The organism is Streptomyces sp. NPDC058239 (assembly GCF_042882185.1).
Lineage (GTDB): Bacteria > Actinomycetota > Actinomycetes > Streptomycetales > Streptomycetaceae > Streptomyces.
Genome location: NZ_JBHVWS010000003.1, coordinates 66,329 through 88,019 on the forward strand (window position 1 = coordinate 66,329; position 21,691 = coordinate 88,019).

13 protein-coding genes and 1 pseudogene are annotated in these 21,691 nt (G+C 69.6%); 8 read left to right on the top strand and 6 right to left on the bottom strand.

Annotated features, from left to right (window positions below):
* The first annotated feature begins 32 nt into the window (after positions 1-32).
* The 3 genes from fxsBH to fxsT all read left to right on the top strand — a co-directional run bounded on the left by fxsBH (position 33) and on the right by fxsT (position 7,752).
* Positions 33-2,267 carry a radical SAM/SPASM protein FxsBH, inactivated beta-hydroxylase extension form gene (gene fxsBH / locus ACFVYE_RS05330; RefSeq protein WP_389604177.1) on the top strand — a complete coding sequence of 745 codons (2,235 nt, stop codon included), beginning with the start codon at positions 33-35 and terminating at the stop codon, positions 2,265-2,267.
* Between the two features lie 210 nt (positions 2,268-2,477).
* A complete protein-coding gene (gene fsxC / locus ACFVYE_RS05335) occupies positions 2,478-3,833 on the top strand; it encodes an FxsC protein (protein ID WP_383958894.1) in 1,356 nt (451 codons plus the stop codon).
* Positions 3,817-7,752 (top strand): FxSxx-COOH system tetratricopeptide repeat protein, encoded by a 3,936-nt coding sequence (gene fxsT / locus ACFVYE_RS05340; RefSeq protein ID WP_383958859.1) that lies wholly within the window; start codon positions 3,817-3,819, stop codon positions 7,750-7,752. The genes fsxC and fxsT overlap by 17 nt, the downstream gene beginning before the upstream one ends.
* Before the next feature lie 66 nt (positions 7,753-7,818).
* On the opposite strand, the gene ACFVYE_RS05345 is transcribed toward fxsT, so the two are convergent.
* The 4 genes and pseudogenes from ACFVYE_RS05345 to ACFVYE_RS05360 all read right to left on the bottom strand — a co-directional run bounded on the left by ACFVYE_RS05345 (position 7,819) and on the right by ACFVYE_RS05360 (position 10,623).
* A complete protein-coding gene (locus ACFVYE_RS05345) occupies positions 7,819-8,694 on the bottom strand; it encodes an alpha/beta fold hydrolase (RefSeq protein WP_389604179.1) in 876 nt (291 codons plus the stop codon).
* A gap of 77 nt (positions 8,695-8,771) precedes the next feature.
* Positions 8,772-8,984: pseudogene (locus tag ACFVYE_RS05350) on the bottom strand (DUF397 domain-containing protein); the annotation flags it as partial.
* Positions 8,985-9,169: 185 nt separating this feature from the next.
* Positions 9,170-10,048, bottom strand: coding sequence for a septum formation family protein (locus ACFVYE_RS05355; protein ID WP_383958855.1), 879 nt, complete (start codon positions 10,046-10,048; stop codon positions 9,170-9,172).
* Between the two features lie 425 nt (positions 10,049-10,473).
* Positions 10,474-10,623 carry a hypothetical protein gene (locus tag ACFVYE_RS05360; protein WP_389604182.1) on the bottom strand — a complete coding sequence of 50 codons (150 nt, stop codon included), beginning with the start codon at positions 10,621-10,623 and terminating at the stop codon, positions 10,474-10,476.
* 180 nt (positions 10,624-10,803) lie between these two features.
* On the opposite strand from ACFVYE_RS05360, the gene ACFVYE_RS05365 reads away from it, so the two are divergent.
* The 3 genes from ACFVYE_RS05365 to ACFVYE_RS05375 all read left to right on the top strand — a co-directional run bounded on the left by ACFVYE_RS05365 (position 10,804) and on the right by ACFVYE_RS05375 (position 16,382).
* On the top strand, positions 10,804-14,301 hold the full coding sequence (locus ACFVYE_RS05365) for a DNA polymerase III subunit alpha (RefSeq protein ID WP_389604184.1): 3,498 nt from the start codon (positions 10,804-10,806) through the stop codon (positions 14,299-14,301).
* A complete protein-coding gene (locus ACFVYE_RS05370; protein WP_389604186.1) occupies positions 14,298-15,305 on the top strand; it encodes a hypothetical protein in 1,008 nt (335 codons plus the stop codon). Before ACFVYE_RS05365 ends, ACFVYE_RS05370 begins: the two co-directional genes overlap by 4 nt.
* Positions 15,306-15,488: 183 nt before the next feature.
* Complete coding sequence (locus tag ACFVYE_RS05375) at positions 15,489-16,382, top strand: esterase/lipase family protein (protein WP_383958848.1); 894 nt, start codon at positions 15,489-15,491, stop codon at positions 16,380-16,382.
* A 21-nt stretch (positions 16,383-16,403) separates the two neighbouring features.
* On the opposite strand, the gene ACFVYE_RS05380 is transcribed toward ACFVYE_RS05375, so the two are convergent.
* Complete coding sequence (locus ACFVYE_RS05380; RefSeq protein WP_389604188.1) at positions 16,404-17,426, bottom strand: lytic polysaccharide monooxygenase; 1,023 nt, start codon at positions 17,424-17,426, stop codon at positions 16,404-16,406.
* A gap of 158 nt (positions 17,427-17,584) precedes the next feature.
* Here ACFVYE_RS05380 and ACFVYE_RS05385 point away from each other — a divergent pair, with 158 nt between their 5' ends.
* Together ACFVYE_RS05385 and ACFVYE_RS05390 are read left to right on the top strand one after the other, a co-directional pair.
* Positions 17,585-18,049 carry a GNAT family N-acetyltransferase gene (locus ACFVYE_RS05385; protein ID WP_389604190.1) on the top strand — a complete coding sequence of 155 codons (465 nt, stop codon included), beginning with the start codon at positions 17,585-17,587 and terminating at the stop codon, positions 18,047-18,049.
* Between the two features lie 35 nt (positions 18,050-18,084).
* Positions 18,085-19,632: a trifunctional class I SAM-dependent methyltransferase/NUDIX hydrolase/VOC family protein gene (locus tag ACFVYE_RS05390; RefSeq protein WP_389604192.1), complete on the top strand. Its 1,548-nt coding sequence runs from the start codon at positions 18,085-18,087 to the stop codon at positions 19,630-19,632.
* 16 nt (positions 19,633-19,648) lie between these two features.
* Here the strand turns inward: ACFVYE_RS05390 and htpG are convergent, their stop codons facing one another.
* The gene (gene htpG, locus ACFVYE_RS05395; protein WP_383958840.1) at positions 19,649-21,586 is read right to left on the bottom strand and encodes a molecular chaperone HtpG; all 1,938 of its coding nucleotides are present in this window, start codon (positions 21,584-21,586) and stop codon (positions 19,649-19,651) included.
* Between the last annotated feature and the right edge of the window lie 105 nt (positions 21,587-21,691).

The following is a 21,691-nucleotide window of genomic DNA, read 5'->3' on the forward strand; positions in this document are numbered from 1 at the left end:
GACCACCCCTTCGGGCTGGCTAGACTGGTGGAATGACAGGACCCCTGGTCCCTTTCCGCGAAGTCGTTCTCAAGGTTCACAGCAGGTGCGATCTTGCCTGTGACCATTGCTATGTCTATGAACATGCAGATCAGAGCTGGCGAACCCGGCCGAAAACAATCTCTGATGATGTCATCTTCCGGACTGCTCAACGCTTGGCCGAGCATGCCAAGACACATGCACTGCCCTCCGTGTCAGTGATCCTGCACGGAGGGGAGCCTCTACTGGCGGGCCCCGCCCGATTGCGGCGCGTCTGCGAAGAGCTCACCTCCGCCTTCGAAGGCATCGCGGAGCTCGACCTCCGTATCCATACCAACGGACTCCAGCTCAGCCCGCGCTATCTCGACCTCTTCGACGAGTTCGACGTCAAGGTCGGCATCTCCCTGGACGGCGACCGGGCCGCCAACGACCGGCACCGCCGCTATGCCGACGGACGCAGCAGCCACCCCCTGGTTCTCAAGGCCGTCGAGCTGCTCCAGCAGGAGCGCTACCGCCATCTCAACCTCGGGCTCCTGTGCACCGTCGACATCGAGAACGACCCGCGCGCGGTCCTCGACGCTCTCGCCGAGCTCGACCCGCCGCTCATCGACTTCCTGCTTCCGCACGCCACCTGGGACGAGCCGCCGCCCCGTCCGGACGGCTCACCCACCGCCTACGCCGACTGGCTCCTCGCGGTCTTCGACCGCTGGCAGGAGCAGGGGCGCACGGTGCCGGTACGGCTCTTCTCCTCGGTGCTGTCCACGCTGAGCGGCGGCCCCAGCCTCACCGAGTCCCTGGGGCTCGCCCCCACCGACCTCGTCGTCGTCGAGACCGACGGCCAGCTGGAGCAGGTCGACTCGCTCAAGAGCGCCTACGAAGGCGCGGCGGCCACCGGATTCGACGTCTTCACCCACACCTTCGACGAGGTCGCGGCCCACCCCGGGGTGCGGGCCCGCCAGCTCGGACTGGCCGGTGTCAGCGAGACCTGCCGCCGATGCCCGGTCGTACGTTCGTGCGGAGGCGGCCTCTACACCCACCGGTACCGCTCCACGGGGCCGTCCGGCGTATTCGACAACCCGTCCGTGTACTGCGCCGATCTGGAGGCCCTGGTGCGCGGCATCGAGGCGCGCAGCGCAGCGGCCCTTGTCGCACCCGCGGTGGTCGAGCCCGTCGAGCTGCTCGCCGCCCAGCAGGACCTCACCCGCACCCTGCTCGCCCGGCTTAACGCCGACATCGGACGGCGCGGCGGCGAGCGGTGGGAGTCCGTCTGGGAACTGGCCGCCACCATCGACGCGTCCGAGGAAGGGGCCCGCGGTCTGGACGAGGTGCTGGCCCACCCCTATACCCGCAGCTGGCTGCTGCACGCGATGGAGCTGGCCCAGGAGCGGCCCGGGGTCGTGCAGGTGGCGCATCGGATGCCGGTGTATCTCGCGGCCGCCGCCGTGCGGGGCGGCCTCGATCTGCCCGTACGGGTGACCTTCTCGGGCGGCAGGATCTTCCTGCCCGGTCTCGGCGAGTTGCGGATCGCGGATGCGGGGGAGCACGGCACAGCACTGGTGCGGGCAACCGAGGACGGCTTTCTGGTCCGGCGGGAAGGGAGCGACGCGGCCGAGCTACGGGTCGTACGGCCGGAGGCGGCCGGTCCCGGCTGGCGGCCGTTGCGCCGGTTCGCGACGCCCGGTTCGGCGCCCGGTCTCGTGCTCGACGACCTCGACCCGTACCGCAAATGCTTCTCCGCGCCCGCCGCGGACGCCCTCGACGACCGGGCCGCCGCCGACCTGGAGGCCAGGATGGGCGAGGCATGGACGCTGATCGAGACGAAGGCGCCCGGGCGTACCGGGGAGATGGCGGGCCGCCTCACCACCCTCACACCGCTGACCCGTCTGGCGCCGGCGGAGCCCGCCGTCGGGCAGCACGGATACGGCGCTCTGGGGATCTCCCCGGACGGCAGCGCGGAGGAGTTGGCGTTCGCGCTGCTGCGGGGCTTCCGGCGGGCCGAATTGCGGGCGCTTGGCGATGTCACGGATCTTTACGCGGCAGACGGCTCCTGGGAACATCGGATGCCCTGGCAGGAAGAACCAGTTCCGTTTTCCCGGTTGCTGGCCGACACCTATGAGCGGATGGCGTTGGGGGCTTTCGAGCCGAGCTATCTGGAGGGCGTACCGCAGGCCCTCGATACTCTGGAGGGTGCCGCCGAGCTGACCATCAGTGGAAAACAGCTGCTGGATCAGATGCGAAAAGAGATCTGAGGCTCGCATTCCGGTTTAGTCGGGGCCGTCGGTACGCACAGGACAACTGGGAGGAACGGACGCAGACCGAATTCGATCAAGGAATGATCGGCTGAACCTGGGAACGTATGACTGAAAACTGGCGTTGAATGACCGAACGCCATGGGGGTGGAGCAACGTCCGCTCCGGAATGATGAATTCGCTCGCATTCACTTCAATCCTCGGGTGCGGGTGCTCACACAGGACGGGGGTCGTGTGCACGCAACAACGCAGCAGCGAGCGGCGGACCATCGGCCGTACTTCTTCTTGAGTTATGCACATACACCGGGGTACGGCGGTGGAACGGACCCCGACATGTGGGTCGAGCGGCTCTTCCAGGATCTCTGCGGCCATGTGATGGCCATGACCGATCTGCCCGCGGGCGCGCCCGCCGGGTTCATCGACCGCGAGATACGCTCCGGCGAGGGCTGGTCGGAGCGGCTCGGCGAAGTGCTCGCCACCTGCCGGGTGTTCGTTCCGCTGTTCTCGCCGCGCTACTTCGCCAGCGAGATGTGCGGCAAGGAGTGGTACGCCTTCGCCCAGCGCGCCATTCACTACCGGGCCCGCTCCAATCAGCCGGCCGAGGCGATCGTCCCGGCGCTCTGGGTGCCGGTACCACCGAGCCAACTCCCGGGCCCCGCCGAGCGATTACAGTTCAACCACCGCGACTTCGGGGACCGTTACGTCAGCGACGGACTCTACGGACTGATCAAACTCAGGCTCTTCGCCGAGGAGTACGAGCGCGCGGTGTACGAACTCGCCAAGCGCATCGTCAACGTCGCGGACACCATACGGATCGGCACCGGCCGCCCCGTCGACTACCGGCTGGCGCCCAGTGCCTTCGGCCCGCCGAACAGCGGAGTCGGCGGCCCCCGCCCCATGCAGGTGACCATCGCCGCCCCGACCCGGCACGACCTGCCCGAGGGACGCAACGCCGAGTACTACGGCGACAACCCGCAGGACTGGAATCCCTACCACCCGGCCGCCGCTCGTCCCCTGGCCTATGTCGCCGAGGACCTGGTGCGCTCCCTCAACTACCAGGCCACCATCTCCTCCTTCGACGAGGAGTCCGGGCACCCGGAGGGCAAACAGCCGCCCAGCCGACCGGAGATCCTGCTCGTCGACCGCTGGGCCCTGCAGGACGAGGACCGGCGCCGGCGGCTCGCCGCCTTCGACGCCGAGAACCGCCCCTGGGTGACGATGGTCGTGCCGTGGAACCGCGAGGACCACGAGAGCAGGGCGGCCGAGGCCGAACTGACCGAGAAGCTCGAACAGACCATGCCGACCAAGATGCGCCAGGGGCGGGCCTACTGCCGCGTCGCCGCCAAGGGCGTACCCAGCATGGAGGCCTTCGGGCAGATCCTTCCGCAGGTGGTCGAGGTGGCGGCCCAGCAGTACCTGAGACATGCGGCGGTCTACCCACCCGCCACCGGCGGCGGGCACACCGAACGGACACGGTTGATGGGGCCGATGGCGCAGACGTACTACACCCCCGAGACACACGACCCTGCGACGGATGCGGAGGACACGGATGACGGCCAGTCGTGACGGGCGCATCGTCACTTTCTACTCGTACAAGGGCGGCACCGGGCGCACCATGGCTCTGGCCAACACCGCCTGGATACTCGCCGCCAACGGAAAACGGGTACTGGCCCTCGACTGGGACCTGGAGGCACCGGGGCTCCACCGGTTCTTCCACCCGTTCCTCGACCCGTCGACACTCGGTGCCACCACCGGTGTCATCGATCTGATCACCGAGTACGCGTGGGCCGCGACCAGCCCCGTCCAGCGCGCCGACGACTGGCACCGCGACTACGCCCGTATCCAGCCGCACGCCGTGTCCCTCACACCCGAGGCGCTCGGCTGGGAGTTCCCGCACGGCGGCACCCTCGACTTCGTCTCCGCCGGGCGGCAGAACCGCGAATACTCCGCGACCGTCTCCACCTTCGACTGGGACAACTTCTACGACCGGCTCGGCGGCGGCCACTTCTTCGACGCCCTGCGCGACGACATGAAGGCCAACTACGACTACGTCCTCATCGACAGCCGGACCGGTCTCAGCGACATCGCCGACATCTGCACCGTCCATCTGCCCGACGTCCTCGTCGACTGCTTCACCCTCAGCGACCAGTCCATAGACGGCGCCGCCTCCGTCGCCCGGCAGATCTCCGAGCGCTACACCGGCCGCCCCATCTCCATCTTCCCCGTCCCGATGCGCATCGACGAGGGCGAGAAGGAGAAGGCCGATGCCGGACGGGCGCTGGCCCGGCTGAAGTTCGACCGGCTGCCGCGCGATCTGTCCGGGGACGAACTCACCGCCTACTGGGGCGCGGTGGAGATTCCGTACCGCCCCTACTACGCCTACGAGGAGACCCTCGCGACCTTCGGCGACGAGGCCGGTCTCACCAACTCACTGCTCTCCGCCTTCGAACGGCTCACCTCCGTCATCACCGACCAGCAGATCACCTCGATGCCGCCGGTCGGCGAAGAGGTACGGCTGCGCATCCGCGACGCGTTCACCCGGCGCAGGCCCGCGCTGCCCGCCGATCTCTTCCTCAGCTATGTGGCGGAGAACCGGATGTGGGCCGACTGGATCGAATCCGTGCTCACCCGGGCCGGGTTCCGCGTCGTACCGCGCGATGTGTCCGCCGAGCGGGAGAACCCGGAACCGGCGGCCGCCGCTGCGGAGAACGCAGCCCGTACCGTGGTGCTGCTCTCCAGCGCCTACCTCAAGTCGCAGCGTGCGGTGAACCTCTGGGAGCGCGCCGTGGCGGAGGACCCCGGCGGTGGCCGGCGCCATCTGCTGCCGCTCAGGGTCGGTGACGTACGGCTGTCCGCGCCCTACATCGACCGCAACCCCGTCGATCTCTTCCGGCTCGACGAGGTCCATGCCACCGCCGCCCTGTTGCGCGCCCTGGACCGGCCCGTACAGCTCACCGACAGTGTGTCGCCCGGACCCCGCTTCCCCGGTACCGTCCCCAGGATCTGGAACGCGCCGCCGCGCAACCCCGGCTTCACCGGCCGCTCCCTGGTCCTGGAGCGGATGCGCGACCAGCTCGGCGGTGGCATGGCCGTCGTGCTGCCGCAGCCGCAGACCCTGTACGGACTCGGCGGCGTCGGCAAGACCCAGGTCGCCCTGGAGTACGTGCACCGTTTTATGGCCGACTACGACCTGGTCTGGTGGATATCGTCCGAGCAGACCGACGACGTGGTGGCCGGGCTCGCCGAGCTCGCCGTCCGGCTCGGTGCCCAGGGCGGCGACGACATGGCGGCCGCCTCCCAGGAAGCCGTGGACCTGCTGCGGCGCGGCGTGCCCTCGGACCGCTGGCTACTGGTCTTCGACAACGCCGACGACCCAGAACGGCTCAGGCGCTACTTCCCGCAGGGCGGCTCCGGACACATCCTGGTCACCTCCCGGAACCAGGCCTGGTCCCAGCACGGCGACGCACTGCCCGTCGACGTCTTCCTGCGCGAGGAGTCCATCGAGCACCTCCAGCGCCGGGCCCCGGGGCTGAGCGACGAGGACGCCGCCCAGGTGGCCACCGCAGTCGGTGACCTGCCGCTCGCCGTCGAACAGGCGGCGGCCTGGATCGCGGAGACCGCCACCCCGATCGACACCTATCTGGAACAGCTGGCGCAGCAGGCCCCCGAGGTCCTGGCGCTCAACCAGCCGGCCGGCTACCCGCAGCCGGTCGCAGCGACCTGGAACATCTCCATCGAACGGCTCAAGGAGCGCTCGCCCGCCGCGGTGCGGCTGCTCCAGCTCTGTGCCTTCTTCGCCCCCGAGCCGATCTCGGGGAACCTCCTGTACAGCAAGGAGATGATCGAGGCGCTGAAGCCGTACGACGCCTCGCTCCAGGAGAAGCTCGTGCTGGGCCGAGTCATCCGGGAGATCGGCCGGTTCGCCCTCGCCAAGGTCGACCAGGTCTCCAACTCCATCCAGGTGCACCGTCTCGTCCAGGCCGTCATCCGGGCACAGCTCAGCGAGGAGGAGCAGCGCGACGCCCGGCATGCCGTCCACCGCATTCTGGCGGGTGCCCGGCCCGATGAGGACGAGCCGATCGACAACCCCTCGACCTGGCCGCAGTTCGCCACTCTCTGGCCGCACCTCGTCCCGTCCGACGCCCGCAACTGCAAGGAGCCCGAGGCCCGCAGGCTGTTGATCGACCGGGTCCGCTATCTCTGGAAGCGAGGTGACTTCAGGACCGCGGGCGCCCTCGGCGAGGAGCTGCGGGCCATCTGGAAGGAGACGCTGGGGGAGCGGGACATCCAGTACCTCTACCTCTGCTTCCACCTCGCCAACATCTACCGCTCGCGCGGCCGTTATGTGGAGGCGAAGGAGCTCGACGAGATCACCCTGGCGACGCAGCGGGAGGTCCTGGGACCGGAGCATCCGCACACGTACATGAGCACCAGCAGTCTGGCGACGGACCTCGGCACGCTCGGCGAGTACACCATGGCGATCGAGCTGGCGACCGAGGCCACCGACGGGTTCAACCAGATCTTCCACGATTCGCATCCCAGGACCCTGGCAGCGGCCAACAACCTGGCGTTCACCCTGCGGTCCATCGGGCAGTACGCCAAGGCCAGGGAGATCGATCAGGACGTCTTCGACCGGCGAGTCGAGGTGCTCGGCGCGGAACACCCGTACAGCCTCTCCTCGGCCATGAACCTCGCCCGTGACCTGCGTGATGTCGGGCGGTACGAGGACGCGGTCGGCATCCTCAGCCGCACGTACGACAGTTACAAGGCCACACTCGGCCGGTCCTTCCCCGGCACGCTGAGCGCGGCGAAGAGCCTGGCGGTGTCGCTGCGCCGGGCGGGCAGACTGGAGGACGCCCGCAGGCTCACGGTGGCCACCCGTGCCCGGTACCGGGCCAAGTACACCTCCGCCAACCCGGAGTGGCTGGCCTGTGACCTCAATCTGGCGGCCGACCTGTTCGCGGCGGGCGAGCCGGCCGAGGCCAGGGACACCGCGCAGGAGGTCGTCGACCAGTACATGAAGGTGCCGGGGGAGAAGCACCCGTACACCCTGGCCGCCCTGAACAACCTCGGTGTCTACCTGCTGGGGGCCGGTGCGGTCGAGGAGTCGGAACAGGTGCTGACCCGGGTGGTCGCGTCGATGCGGGAGGTGTACGGGCCGGAGCACCCCAACACCCTGTTCTGCGTGATGAACCTGGCCAATGCGACGGCCGAACGGGGCGATCTCGACATCGTGCTGGAGACCGAACGGAAGGTGGCCGGACAGCTCAGGCATGTCCTCGGGGCGCACCACCCGGAGACCCTGGCCATGATGTCGAACACGGCGGTCACGCTCGATGCGATGGGGCGCAAGGACGAGGCGATGCGGCTGAGAGCGGAGACGGTCGAGGAGCTGTCGCGACAGCTCGGTGACGACCACCCGATGACCCGGATCGCCCGGGACGAGCGCCGGTTCGAGCGCGAACTGGAACCGACGGCGGTATGAGCCGAGGGAGCGTCCGGCCGCCGCCGGACGCTCCCTGTCTCTTCCTGTCCCTCCCGGGGCTGTTCCTCAGCAGGCAGCCGGCTCCAGCAGCCAGTTGAGGATCGTGGGCAGGACGTGCAGCGCATCGAAGTGTGCGGCCGCCGGTTCCACCACGACGGTGGAGTTCGGGATGCGCTCGGCCAGCCAGCGGGAGTGGCCCACCGGCGAGAACACGTCCTTCTCGCCGTGCCACAGCATCACCGGACCCGGGATGTCCGCAGGGTCGAACCCCCACGGACGGCTGAACGCGATCGCGTCGTCGATCCAGCCCCATGCCGAAGTGCGCAGCCCCTCACGGTAGTTGCGCAGCAGCATGGTGCGGACCCCGGCGTCGTTGACCACCATCCGGTCGGAGTCGGTCAGCTCCCGGCGCAGATCGTCGATGAGCCTGACCGGGTTCTTCCTGATCGCCGCGGACCGCGAGATGAACGACTCGGCGAGCCCGTCCGGATCGGCCGCCGCGGTGGAGTACGCAAGCACATTGGAGGCGGCCATCCCGTCGAACCAGTCGAGGCCGTCGGCGCCCCAGGGGGCCAGCCCGACCAGTGCGGCGGTACGGGTGACCCGCTCGGGCATCAGCGCGGCGCAGGCCAGGGCATGCGGGGCGCCACCGGATCGACCCACCACGGCGAACCGCTCAAGACCGAGGTGGTCCGCGATGGCCCGTACGTCCTGAACGACATCGGCGACACAGCGGCCCGGCAGCCGGTCGGAGTCGCCATAGCCCGGCCGGTCATAGGTGATCAGCTGTGTCTTGCGCTGGTACAGCACCATGCCGCGCGGAGCCGGACCGAGCCTGCTGCCGGGCATTCCGTGCAGCAGGAAGACCGGTCTGCCGCGGGGATCCCCGAGACGCTCCACCACCAGATGCCGCCCGTCCGTTGCGCGCACCCGATTACGCACTCCGTGCCTCCTCCGTATGGTGCGGGCACCGCGTGCCCGGCTTCTCCCGCCGATTCGATGATGGACCATCAGAGCACTTAACGGGACGGTGCGTTGGGAAACCGTGGGGGCGTTCGGGGGCGCGATCTCGTCGGCGTCACCCCCCGAGCGAGCGTCACGAACGCCGCCCACTCGCCCCGGCCGACCCGCAGCACCGGTCCGCCGCCCGCGACCTTCGAGTCCCGTACGTGCACCGCACCGGGGCCGACAGCCACTTCCACGCAGTCGCCGCCATCCGATCCGCTGTAGCTCCGCCCGGAGGATTGTCAGGCTCAGGAGATCCATCTCTGCTCAGGCTCCGGGGCTGTTCTTCGGTCCCGGCACTTGACCGAAGCCAGGATGCCGGGACCGAAGGCCCTACGCAGGCCGGCGTGCGGGATCCGGCGGTGTCCTCGCCGTCCGGCAGGGGCCCGGCCGTCGGCGTGATCCGACGGGGTCAGCCAGCCCAGACCTCGGCTTCGTCGGCCGGGACGGTGGTGGCGAGCTTCAGCTCCTTGCGGGCGGCGATCGTCCTGCCCGGGTCGATGCCGGCGAAGGCCCGGTCGTAGGCGAGGTAGAAGGCGTCCGTGTCACCGGCCGAGGCGGCCTTCTCCCACGCACCGGCGGTCTCCGTCAGCCGTGCATGGAGCTTGGCGGTCTCCGGCTGCTGAATGCCCTTCAGGGCCGTGAGGTGGGTGCCGAGCGCGGCGGTGACGGCTTTGGCCTGCTTCTTGTAGCCGGCGAAGTCGTCCTCGACATGCTCTGCTTCGGGCTGGTTCGTCCACAGGGCCTCGTAGACGGCGTTCGAACCCTTCAGGTACGCGAGCTGGTCGGCGTTCAGGGGCTTGCTCTTCAACGAACCGGAGAATGTGCCCGCTTCCTTGGTGTACGTGCAGCTCACGGCCCGATCGCCCGTCGCCCAGCTCTCCTTGGTGGGGGAGTAGTAGTAGACGTCGACGCCCTTGGGCAGGGCCCAGGCGTCGGGGGTGAACTTCTGCGCCTCGACCGGGCATCGTTCGTCGGCGATCTGTGCGGTTTTGTCCTCGCCGGGGTACGCCGACTGCCCGTCGATCTTGAAGTCACCGACGACCTGGCCCTTGTGCGGTTCCTTGCACGGCACGACCTCGACGCTGAACTCCTCGCCCTTGGATGTCCCGTTGTTCGCGTTGTAGCAGTCGCCGGTCGCGAGCGAGAAGACCGACCGCTGGCGAACCACTTTCTTGGCGCCGGCCTCTGCGCTGTCGAGGGCTTCGGAGCATCCCACCGCTCCGACCGAGATCAGGGCTACGACAGCGGATATACCGCGCAGGGAACGGGACGTGACACCGGGAGACATGACGTAGGCATCCTCAAACGGAAGGGTTGTGAACAGGTGTGCGCATCGTATGGCATGTCAGTGACAGTGCTGTGAGCAGGCACTTTGGTGCACCGGCGGTGGTGGTGCAGGTGATAACCGGACGAGTTGTCGCCCGGCGCTTGAGGGCAGCCGAGAAGTGAACTCCTGACGAAGTCTTCGGGAAAAGATGCCTTTGAGGCGTGGAGCGGCCTTCTCCTGTATCGACGCCCGTGCGAGCCGCTGGGGCTGCACGTTCGCGACGCCTGCACCGGGACGGGTCCGGACGGAAGCGATGTTCTCGGCGAGCCACGGGGGTGGAGGTGGGCGCCGGTAGCCCTGTCCAGGGTCATCACCTCCACGGCCGGAGCTCAGCGCCCGACCACCGCTCCCCGCCCCGTGCCGGACCACTCGCGCAGTGGTCCGGATCAGGAAGCCTTCGACTCCAGGTGGTAGGTCGTGTCGACCCAGAAACCGCTCGTGGCCCTGGCTTTGATCTCCAGCACGTACTGACCGGGAGCCAGCGACGCGATGCCACCCCAGATGCCCCACGCGTAGCGCTGGGTCGACCGAGTCATGCCCCCACGGTCCGGGGCGTCGGCTGTTCGTGCAGGTGGGACCGGGTCGAATGGATGACCGGACCGCCGGTCCGGGGCCGGGGTGCATGTCCCGCGCTCCGAGTATCGTACGAATGTTCGAAATTTGGTCTATGGTGGAAGGCGAGGGGTGGTGAGTGCGGATCGGTCCAGGAGGTGCAGATGCCAGGGTTCACGCATCTGCATACCGTTTCCGGGTTCTCCCTGCGGTACGGGGCCTCGCACCCGGAGCGATTGGCGGAGCGCGCCGCGGAGCGGGGGATGGACGCTCTCGCGCTGACCGATCGCGACACGCTCGCGGGTGCGGTCCGCTTCGCCAAGGCCTGCGAGAGGGCCGGGGTGCGGCCGCTCTTCGGGGTGGAGCTCGCGGTGGATCCTGCGGCGGCGGAGCATACGGGAGAAGGCGGACGTACGCATCGGCTGCGGACCCCGGTCCGCGGCGGTGCCTTTGTCGATGAATCCGCACTCCGGGTCACCTTCCTCGCCCGGGACGGTGCGCAGGGCTGGGCGGAGTTGTGCCGTCTCGTCACCGCCGCCCACGCCCCCGCGCCCGCCGGTGCCGGACAGCCCCTGGTCGGCCGGTCCGAGCTGCCCGCCGAAGGGCTCACCGTGCTGCTCGGCCCCGCCTCCGACGTCGGCAGGGCGCTGGCCGCCGGTCGTCCGGACCGGGCCGCGGCACTGCTCGCCCCTTGGCGGGAGATCTACGGCGACGACCTGTGCCTCGAAGCCGTCCACCACGGACGCCAAGGCGCCGGACCCGGATCGCTGCGGCTCGCCGCCCGTACCGTCGGCTTCGCCGCCGAGCAGGGGGTGCGGGCCGTGCTGACCAATGCCGTCCGGTACGCCGACCCCGGGCAGGGCCCGGTCGCCGATGTGCTCGACGCGGCCCGCAGGCTGGTCCCCGTCGACCCCCGCCGCGCCCCGCTCGACAGTGATGAGCGCTGGCTGAAGGATGCCCGTGCGATGGCGGAGACCGCCGAGCGGATCGCCTCCGCCGCCGGGCTCGGCCGGGACGGCGGAGCCCGGCTGCTCGCAGAGACCCGGCGCACCGCCGACGCCTGCGTCGTCGACCCCGAGGGCGACCTCGGCCTCGGCGCCGTCCACTTCCCCGAACCACATCTCGTCGGCGCCGGCCGGCGCACCGTCCAGCGGGTACTGGCCTCCCGCGCCGCCGCCGGAATGGTGCTGCGCGGCTATGACCGCAGGCGCGACTACTGGGAGCGGATGCACCAGGAGCTGGACATCATCGCCTACCACGGTTTCGCCTCCTATTTTCTGACGGTTGCTCAAGTCGTTGATGATGTAAGGGCGATGAAGGTACGGGTTGCTGCCCGGGGCTCCGGCGCGGGCTCCCTGGTCAACCATCTCCTAGGGATCGCGCACGCCGACCCGGTCGAGCACGGGCTGCTGATGGAACGCTTCCTCTCCAAGCGCCGCTTCGTGCTGCCCGACATCGACATCGACGTCGAATCGGCCCGCCGCCTCGACGTCTACCGCGCGATCATCGGCCGCTTCGGCACCGAGCGGGTCGCGACCGTCGCCATGCCCGAGACCTACCGGGTGCGCCACGCCATCCGGGACGTCGGCGCGGCACTGTCCATGAACCCGGCCGAGACCGACCGGCTCGCCAAGGCATTCCCGCACATCCGGGCCCGTGATGCCCGCGCGGCCATGGAAGAGCTGCCCGAACTGCGGGCTGTCGCGGCGGAGAAGGAGAAGTACGGGCGGCTCTGGGAACTGGTGGAGGCGCTGGACGGCCTGCCGCGCGGTATCGCCATGCACCCGTGCGGGGTCCTCCTCTCGGATGCCACGCTGCTGCGCCGTACGCCTGTCATGCCCACCAGCGGCGATGGCTTCCCGATGGCGCAGTTCGACAAGGAGGACGTGGAGGATCTCGGGCTGCTCAAGCTCGATGTGCTGGGCGTGCGGATGCAGTCGGCGATGGCGCACGCGGTCACGGAGGTCAAGAGGGCCTCGGGGCAGGATGTGGACCTGGACGCCGTTTTGCCGGGCGACCCGGAGACGTACCGGCTGATCAGGAGTGCCGAGACGCTGGGCTGCTTCCAGATCGAGTCGCCGGGCCAGCGCGACCTGGTCGGCAGGCTCCAGCCCGCCACCTTCCACGATCTGGTGGTCGACATCTCGCTGTTCCGGCCGGGACCGGTCGCCGCCGACATGGTGCGGCCGTTCATCGAGGCCCGGCACGGCCGGGCGCCCGTGCGCTGTCCGCATCCCGACCTGGAAGGGCCGCTGCGCGAGACGTACGGAGTGGTCGTCTTCCATGAGCAGATCATCGAGATGGTCGACATCATGACCGGCTGCGGCCGGGACGAGGCCGACCGGGTGCGGCGTGGGCTCTCCGACCCGGGGGTGCAGGGCCGGATCAAGGTGTGGTTCGCGCAGCAGGCGGCGGCGAAGAAGTACAGCGCCGAAGTGATCACCCGCACCTGGGAGATCATCGAGGCGTTCGGCAGTTACGGCTTCTGCAAGGCGCACGCGGTCGCCTTCGCCGTACCGACCTACCAGTCGGCGTGGCTCAAGGCGCATCACCCTGCGGCCTTCTACGCCGGGCTGCTCACCCATGACCCGGGGATGTATCCGAAGCGGCTGCTGCTCGCGGACGCGCGGCGGCGCGGGGTGCCGGTGCTGGGGCTGGATGTGAACCGGTCGGCGGCCGCCCATCGAATCGAACTGGTGTCTGATGATGGGAAGGGGAGGGAGGTCTGGGGGGTACGGCTCGCGCTCTCGGACGTCCATGGCATCAGTGGGGCCGAGGTCGCCCGGATCGAGGCCGGGCAGCCCTTCACCTCGCTGCTGGACTTCTGGCAGCGGGCCAGGCCGGGAAAGCCGGCCGCTGAACGGCTGGCCCAGGTCGGCGCGTTGGACGCGTTCGGTGCCAACCGGCGTGATCTGCTGCTGCATCTGTCCGAACTGCACCGTGCCCAGCGGGGTACCGGGGCGCGGTCCGGCTCCGGTGGCGCGCAGCTCCCGCTCGGCGAGGGGCGCAGGACCGGCTCCATCGGCCTGCCCGACCTCAACGAGGCCGAACGCCTCAGTGCCGAGCTCGGCGTCCTGAGCATGGATGTCTCCCGTCATCTGATGGGCGACCACCATGCGTTCCTGAAGGAGCTCGGCGCGGTCTCCGCCAAGCGGCTGCGCGAGGCACGGCACGGGGATACCGTGCTGGTCGCGGGCGCCAAGGCGGCCACCCAGACACCGCCGGTCCGCTCCGGCCGCCGGGTCATCTTCACCACCCTGGACGACGGTACGGGCCTGGTCGACCTGGCCTTCTTCGACGACAGCCATGCCGCATGCGCGCACACCGTTTTCCATTCCTGGCTGCTGCTGGTACGCGGAGTGGTGCAGCGACGCGGACCGCAGAGCCTGAGTGTGGTCGGTGCGGCCGCCTGGAATCTGGCGGAACTGGCCGAGCTGCGGCGTACCGGCGGACTCGACGCGGTCGCGGCCCGGCTGGCGGAGGAACCCTCGTCCGAGGAGAGCGCCCCCGAGGCTCCCGAGCCTGCTCCCACCGACAACGGCCGTCGCATCCGGATGTCCACCGGGTACGAGATGAACCCCTGGTCCGACCTCCAGCCGCCCGGCGAAGGCGTCGCCACCGGAAGGAAGTTGTGGCACCGGAGTCCGGGGAGCGCGGGATGAGCACTGCACATGATGCGCCGGGAATCCTGTATCTGCGATTCCGCAAGGTCGGCGGCGGCCTCCCGGACAGCGCCGGCCATGAGGGGCTGCTCGCCCTTCTCGGCGCGTTCACCCCGGCGGTCGAGGCGGTCCCGCCCGACGGGGCGCTCGCCGATGTGCGCGGCGCGCTGCGCTACTTCGGGCGGGACGTGAAGGGGCTGGCCGCGGTGATCCGGATCCGTGCGCTCGCCCTGCACGGCGTGGACTGCGCGATCGGGGCCGCGCAGAACCCGATGCTGGCCCGGATGGCGGCACGGCAGGCCGCGCCCGGAACGACCTTCGTGGTCCCCGCGGGCGGGGGAGCGGAGTTCCTCGCGGCCAAGCCGGCCGCCGCGCTGGACGGTGTGGGGGCAGCGACGGCCCGCACCCTGTGCGGGTACGGGCTCGACTCCGTCGGCCGGATCGCTGCGGCCCCGCTCGGCACCCTGCAACGGATCACCGGCGTACGGACCGGACGTGAACTGTGGGAGCGGGCGCGCGGCATCGACCGTACGACAGTCGTGCCGGGCGCAGCCGCGCGGTCGATCGCCGCCGAACGGTCCTTCCCGCGCGACGAGCTGGACCGGGAGCGACAGCGCCGCGCGCTCATGTCGCTCACCGAGGAGCTGGGGGCCAGGATGCGCGGGGACGGACAGGTGTGCAGGGGGCTCTCGGTCTCCGTGCGCTATGCCGACCGGACCGGATACTCGACGCTGACCCGCAGTCGTACGCTCCGGGAGCCCACCGCACACTCCGCGGCGCTCACCGAACTCGCGTACCGGATCCATGACTCGTTCGCTCTGCAGCGGGCCCGGGTGCGGGGGATCGCGCTGCGCGCGGAGGGGCTGATGGAAGCCGAACGGGCCGCGCACCAGCTGTCGTTCGACCCGGTGGACGAACGGGCACGCCGGATCGAGGCGGTGGCGGACCGGCTGCGGGCCAGGTTCGGCCCGCAGGCCGTGATGCCGGGGCGGCTCGCGGCCTGATCGGCCCCTTGACGTCGCATGGTTGATGACTCATCAGTTTTTACCGACGCGTAACTTCCCACGCCACCCTACTCGCCCGTAATTTGACATGAGCACATAGGAAATTCAGCAGTCAGAACTTGTGGTCCGGGCCGCAGGGCGCACAGACATCGCAACTCCCTTGAGCCGCAAGGAGACCACACGATGCTGCCCCGGACCCGTGCGCCGCGCACCCCACGTGCGCGGAGAACCCTCGCCGCACTGCTCCTCGCCGTCGCCGCAGTCGCCACCCCCACGGCCACTGCAGCTGCAGCCACCCCCACCGTCGCCACAGCCACCTCCCGTGGCTGGAACGACTACTCCTGCAAGCCCTCCGCAGCCCATCCCCGTCCCGTCGTCCTGGTCCACGGAACCTTCGGGAACTCGATCGACAACTGGCTGGTCCTCGCCCCCTACCTCGTGAACCGGGGCTACTGCGTCTACTCGCTCGACTACGGGCAACTGCCCGGCGTGCCGTTCTTCAACGGCCTCGGCCCGATCGACAAGTCGGCCGGTCAGCTCGCCACGTTCGTCGACCGGGTGCTGGCCTCCACCGGAGCGCCGAAGGCCGACATCGTCGGCCACTCCCAGGGCGGCATGATGCCCAACTACTACCTGAAGTTCCTCGGCGGCGCCGCCAAGGTGAACGCCCTGATCGGGCTGGCGCCCGACAATCACGGCACCACCCTCCTCGGCCTGACGAAACTGCTGCCGTACTTCCCGGGCGCCGAGGACCTGCTGAACGCCAACACCCCCGGCCTCGCCGACCAGATGGCCGGATCCCCGTTCATCACCAAGCTCAACGCGGGCGGCGACACCGTGCCCGGGGTGCGGTACACGGTCATCGCGACCAGGTACGACGAGGTCGTGACCCCGTACCGCACGCAGTACCTGGACGGACCGAACGTACACAACGTGCTGCTCCAGGACCTGTGCCCGGTCGACCTGTCCGAGCATGTGGCGATCGGGACCGTGGACCGGATCGCCTACCACGAGGTGGCGAACGCCCTGGACCCGGCGCACGCCACCCCGACCACCTGCGCCTCGGTCATCGGCTAGGACCCGGGCTCGCTCCGGTGCTCAGTGGCCGTGTCGGGTCGCGGCGGCGGCCCGGCGGCGGACCGAGGCGAACAGTGCGGCCGAACCCACGGCAAGCGCGGCCGCACCGCCGATGGCCAGGTAACGGGTACTGCCGTCGCCACCCGTCTCGGCGAGGTTCGCGCCCGCCGGGGCGGGGGTGGAGGCGCTGTCCGGCCCGGGCGCGTTCGCCTCGGACGGACCGGCCCCGGACCCGGCCGCCGGAGCGGCCCCGGTGACCTTCGCGCCCGTACGGGTGTCGTCGTCACCATGGCCGCTGTGCTCCACGGACGATTTTCCGGCTCCCTGGGCGATCTCCCGTTCGGTCGGCGTGGACGCCGTCGGCGCCGGGACCGCGCCGACCGATCCACTGCCGCTCGCACCGTCGAACACCACATCGGAGCAGGCGTAGAACGCCTCGGGGGAGTCCGAACGCTGCCAGACGGTGTAGATCAGCTGCCGTCCCGAACGCTTCGGCACGGTGCCGCCGAAGACGTACGACCCGCTCTCCAGCTTCGGATCGGTGGCCGTGGCGAAGGGCTCGGCCTCCAGGTCCGACCACTTCAGGGGCTGCGTCGGGTCGTAGCCGGCCTCGGTGAGATACAGCTCGAAGGTGCCCTTGTGCGGTGCGGTGGCCCGGAAGCGGAAGGTGTGCGTGCCCGTCGCCATTTTCGTCGACGGCCAGTCGGCGCGCGGCAGATCGAGCCCCTTGAACTTGTCGTTGCCCGCGCTGCACAGCTTGCCGTCCGGGATCAACTGCCGGTGATTTCCTGCCGCGTTGGCGATGTTGACACCGTTCCAGTCGTACAGCGCCTGCGTCCCGCCCGCCGCGACCGCGGCCACGCACGCCGCCGACTTCGGATGCTCGGGCCCCTCGGCGAAACAGGCGGAGACCCGGCTGACCGGATCCGTCAGCGAGCCGTGGGCGGCGGCCGGAGCCGCGGCGAGGCCGGTCAGCGCGAGAGGCGCCGCACCGAGAGCGACAATGGCGGAGGCCTTGCGGCGGGCGGTCCTGATGGCGGCCATGGTGGCGTTTCTCCTTCGGTGGTTCACGTCCGGGCGGAGGAGAAGCTAGCCGCTCCCGGCTCCGAGAACGGCTGCTGAGCGCGGTGACGGCGATCGTTATGACCGCCTTAAGGACCCGCTCAGCAGCGATTAAGAACAACCGGCCGTACGGTGCGTACATGACCGCCGAAGCCTCCGAGAAGATCCGCCTCGCCACCCCGGCCGACGTCCCCGCCGTGCGGGCCGTCACCGACGCCGCCTACCGTCACTACATCGAACGCATCGGTCTCGTACCCGCACCGATGGAGGCGGACCACGCGGCGGATGTCGCCGCGGGCCGGGTGCACGTGACGGGGGTCCTGGACGTCGTCGGCGTCCTGGTCCTCGTACCGCACGACGACCACCTCTTCCTGGAGTCCGTCGCCGTCCACCCGGACGCGGCCGGCCGGGGAGTCGGCCGACGGCTGCTCGCCCACGTGGACGCGCACGCCCGCAGCCTCGGCCTCCCCGAGATCCGGCTCTACACCAACGCCCTGATGTGGGAGAACCAGAAGCTCTACCCGCGCTACGGGTACGAGCTGGTGGAGCGCCGTGCGGACGGCGCGTACGACCGCTTCCACTACCGCAAGCGGCTGGCCGGCTGATCGACTCTGTCAGCGGCGGATGGCACGATCGGCTCATGACGACGATCGACTGGGATTCCGCAGCCGACTCCTTCGACGAGGAGCCCGACCACGGGCTGCTCGACCCGGCGGTCCGGCACGCCTGGGCGCAGCGGCTGGAGAGCTGGCTGCCCGGTGAGCGCTCCGAGGTGCTCGACCTGGGATGCGGCACCGGAAGCCTTGCGCTGCTCGTCGCCGGGCAGGGGCACCGGGTCACCGCCGTCGACCGGTCGCCGCGCATGGTGGAGCAGGCACGGGCCAAGCTCGCCGGGACGGGTACCGGGGTGTTTCTCGGAGATGCGGCCCAACCACCGGTCGGAAAGCAGCAGTTCGATGTGATCATGGCCAGACATGTCGTGTTTCTGCTGCCTGATCCGGCGGCGGTCCTGCGCCACTGGTTCACCCTGCTGCGGCCCGGCGGCCGGCTGATCCTGATCGAAGGTGTCTGGGGCGGCGTCGGCCTCTCCGCCGAGCGGCTGACCGGACTTCTCTCGGAGCTCACCGAACGCATCCATCACGAGCGGCTCTCCGACGATCCGACCCTGTGGGGCAAGCAGGTCGACGACGAGCGCTACGCCCTGGTGGCCCGCGCCGAACCGCCGCACCGGCACACCGAGGTCGTCGATGTGCATCTGATCCTCCGCCGCGGCCCGGACGTCCTGCTCGCCCGACGGGCCAATACCGGTTACGCGGACGGGCTGTTCAACGGCCCGTCCGGACATGTCGAGGACGGTGAGGACGTCCGTGAGGCGATGATCCGCGAGGCCGCCGAGGAGATCGGTGTCGAACTCGGCCCGGACGAGCTGCGGGTCGCGCTGGTCATGCAGCACCGAGGCCCCGGCGGCAGTCCCAGGACCGGCTGGTTCTTCGAGGCGGAGTACGACCCCGGCCGCCCGCCGTACAACCGTGAACCGGACAAGTGCTCCGAGCTGGCGTGGTTCCCGCTGGACGCCCTTCCGGACGACATCGTCGCCTACTGCCGGGCGGGACTCGACGGCTACCGCGCGGGGGAGCACTTCCTGATCCACTGGCACGAGGACGGCGACACCGTGGCGTACCAGCCGCACGCGATCCGCCGCGCCGTCCCGCTGCCGGCCGGCGGGGCCCGCACCGGCGGGGTGCACCACATCGAACTGTGGGTGCCCGATCTGCCGGCGGCCGAACAGGGATGGGGCTGGCTGCTCGGCGCGCTGGGCCATGTCCCGTACCAGAGCTGGGAACACGGGCGGAGCTGGCGGCGCGGCGACAGCTATGTGGTGGTCGAGCAGTCACCGGATCTGGCCGGGGGGACGCACGACCGCCGCCGCCCCGGGCTCAACCACCTGGCGTTCCACGTCCGGGACCGGGCCACCCTCGACGCACTGGTGGCCGGGGCCCCGGAGCACGGCTGGCGGCCGCTCTTCCCGGACCGTTACCCGCACGCGGGCGGGGACGGGCACATCGCCGCCTATCTGGAGGACGCGGCGGGGTACGAGGTGGAGCTGGTCGCCGGAATCCAGCAAGCCCGCCCGACGCCTCAGGACCCGGCGCCGCACACCGATGTATGGGCGCGGCGCCGGGACTAGGGCCTGCGTCCTTCACTCACAGGGTGCGCTCAAGGCGGTCGGCCATCAGTCTGACGAAGCGCGACGGGTCGCCGAGTTCGCCGCCCTCGGCCAGCAGCGCCAGATCGTGCAGGAGTTCCGCCGTCTCCTCCAGGCCGCTGCCGGCATCCTCGCCGCGTTCGGCGTGTGCCCGGTTGAGACCGCTGACCAGCGGGTGTTCCGGGTTGAGTTCGAGGATGCGCTTCACGTGGGGGACGGGCTGACCCATGGCGCGGTACATGTTCTCCAGGGCCGGCGTCACATCGTGCGTGTCCGAGACGATGCAGGCGGGCGAGACGGTGAGGCGCGAGGAGAGCCGTACCTCCTTGACGGTCTCGCTGAGCCGGTCCGTCATCCAGGCGAGCAGATCCGCGTACTCCTGCTGCCGGTTCTCGCGCTCGGTCGCGGCCTCCTTCTTCTCCTCCTCGGTGCCGAGGTCGACCTCGCCCTTGGCGACGGACCGCAGCCGCTTGCCGTCGAACTCGGGCTCCGCCTCGACCCACACCTCGTCGACGGGGTCGGTCAGCAGCAGCACCTCGACGCCCTTGGCCCGGAACGCCTCCATGTGCGGGGAGTTCTCGATGGCCTGCCGGGACTCACCCGTGAGGTAGTAGATGTGTTCCTGGCCGTCCTTCATCCGTTCCACGTACTGCCGCAGAGTGGTCGGCTCGTCCTTGTCGTGGGTCGTGGCGAAGGAGGCGACACCGAGGATGGCGTCGCGGTTCTCGAAGTCGCTCAGCAGCCCCTCCTTGAGGACGCGGCCGAACTCCCGCCAGAACGTGGCGTAGCGCTCCGGGTCGGCGGACATCATGTCCTTGACCGTCGACAGCACCTTCTTCGCCAGACGCCGGTGCATCAACTGGATCTGGCGGTCCTGCTGGAGGATCTCGCGCGACACGTTGAGCGACAGGTCCTGAGCGTCGACGACGCCCTTGACGAAGCGCAGGTACGGCGGCATCAGCGCTTCGCAGTCGTCCATGATGAAGACGCGCTTCACATAGAGCTGGATGCCGCGCTTGTACCCCTGCATGAACAGGTCCTGGGGCGCGTGCGAGGGGATGAAGAGAAGCGCCTGGTACTCGAAGGTGCCCTCCGCCTGCAGCCGGATGGTTTCGAGCGGGGCGATCCAGTCGTGACTGATGTGCTTGTACAGCTCGTGGTACTCGTCGTCCGTGACCTCGTCGCGCGAGCGCGCCCAGAGGGCCTTCATCGAGTTGAGGGTCTCGGGTTCGCGCGGGGCGTCGTCGTCCCCTGCCCCGGAGTCCGCGGCGTCGTCGGCAGCGGTCTCCGGGGCCATCCTGACGGGCCAGGTGATGAAGTCCGAATACCGCTTGACGATCTCCCTGATCTTCCAGGGGGAGGTGTAGTCGTAGAGCCGGTCATCGGCGTCCTCCGGCTTGAGCCGGAGTGTGACCGAGGTGCCCTGGGGAGCGCCGTCGACGGTCTCGATCGTGTACGTGCCCTCGCCGGTCGACGTCCAGCGGGTGCCCTGGCTCTCGCCTGCGCGCCGGGTGAGCAGCGTGACCTCGTCGGCCACCATGAAGCTGGAGTAGAACCCGACCCCGAACTGGCCGATCAGCCCTTCGGCCGCGGCGCTGTCCTCGGCCTCCTTGAGCTCCCGCAGGAACTTCGCCGTGCCCGAGTTCGCGATGGTCCCGATGAGCTGGACCACTTCGTCGTGCGACATCCCGATGCCGTTGTCCCGCACGGTCAGCGTACGGGCCTGCTTGTCGGTCTCGATGTCGATGTGGAGGTCGGACACATCCGCGCCGAGCGAGTCGTCGCGGAGTGCTTCGAGCCGCAACTTGTCGAGCGCGTCGGAGGCGTTGGAGACGAGTTCGCGCAGGAACACGTCCTTGTTCGAGTAGATCGAGTGGATCATCATCTGCAGAAGCTGGCGCGCTTCCACCTGAAACTCGAACGTCTCACTGGGCATAATCCGTGATTCCTTCTCAGGTCACCGGGTGGGGAACTGACCTGAGCACTGTAGATCAACTGGTCATCACGGGAACTGCGTTCCGACGGGTCAGGGGTGTCCGTT